The organism is Serratia marcescens, from assembly GCF_001902635.1.
GTDB lineage: Bacteria > Pseudomonadota > Gammaproteobacteria > Enterobacterales > Enterobacteriaceae > Serratia > Serratia marcescens_F.
Genome location: NZ_MJAO01000063.1, coordinates 1 through 1,312, shown reverse-complemented (window position 1 = coordinate 1,312; position 1,312 = coordinate 1). Strand labels below are relative to the sequence as shown.

Sequence of the window (1,312 nt, the reverse complement as noted above, 5' to 3'; positions counted from 1 at the left end):
TGACCCGTCCTGAATAGCGTTGACACGTTTTCGACTTAAATCCGGAGAACGTGATAATGGCCGAGTTTAAACGCACACAACGCGACTATCCTTTGTCTTTTAAAATTGCTGTTGTTGAGCAGGTTGAAAAAGGCGAAATGACCTACAAACAGGCTCAACTGCGCTATGGTATTCAGGGACGTTCGACCGTTCTGACCTGGTTGCGCAAGCATGGTCACCTTAACTGGGCCCCAGGTCTTCCCCCTCTCTCCAGCCGGGAGTTGCCTATGAGCCAACCGCCTGCCCCTTTAACTCCTGAGCAAAGGATCAGGGAACTTGAAGAACAGCTTGAGCTGGTCACCCAGAAAGCGGAGTTCCTGGATGCTGTCGTTAACGTGCTGAAAAATGATTATGGGATCAGTGTCATAAAAAAGCGGCCAGGCAAGTCCTCACGCAAAAACAGACCCCAAAAATAACCATTACCCGGGCCTGCCAGTTCCTGGGACACAGCCGACAAGCCTGGTATCAGCACAATACACGGCTTAGTAAGCAGCGGGCTCGTGATGTCCGGATCGTCGATTTTGTTAAAACGATAAGAGTACGGCAGGCGCGTATCGGGACCCGTAAGCTGCATTATTTACTGAATAAACAATCAGATGATGGATTGCATGTTGGACGTGACCGGTTGTTCTCTCTGCTGAAGGAACGCCGGCTGCTGGTGCCAGTCAGACGGGCGTACCATAAAACAACGGACAGCCATCATCGTTTTCGGCGACATCCCAATTTATTAAAAACGGGACCGGAACAGGTGGTAGTCAGGCGACCAGAACAGGTATGGGTAGCAGATATTACCTATCTGCCAACCCGGAATGGCATGGTCTATCTGAGCCTGATAACGGATGCCTGCTCAAGGAAAATAATGGGCCATCATGTACACAGCGATCTGCGTACTGACAATGTCGTGCAGGCTCTGAAACAGGCCTTAAAGCAGAGAAAAACGACTCAGCCACTGATCCATCACTCGGACCGTGGAATACAATATTGTTCAGCAGGTTACCAGTCAATCCATGAAAAATACGGGCTAATCTGCTCAATGACAGATGGCTATGACTGCTATCAGAACGCATTGGCGGAAAGGGTGAACGGGATACTGAAGACGGAGTTTTTGCTATCACGCCCGGCAGATCTGGAGCAGGCAAGAAAGATGGTGAGGGAATCGATAGAAATTTACAACAGAGAGCGGCCTCACCAGTCGCTAAAATACAAAACGCCCGATGCGGTGCATCAGGCGTTTTACAGGCATAAAAGTGTCAACCTATGCCAGGACTAGTCA

1 protein-coding gene is annotated in these 1,312 nt (G+C 49.7%); it reads left to right on the top strand.

Features of this window, described 5'->3' with window-relative positions; all coding sequences use genetic code 11:
• Positions 1-53: 53 nt before the first annotated feature.
• Positions 54-1,309 (top strand): IS3 family transposase gene (locus BHU62_RS24530; RefSeq protein ID WP_088776090.1). Its coding sequence is split into 2 segments (ribosomal slippage): positions 54-405 and positions 405-1,309, totalling 1,257 coding nucleotides; the frame shifts between segments, so codons are not numbered across the junction.
• Positions 1,310-1,312: the final 3 nt, after the last annotated feature.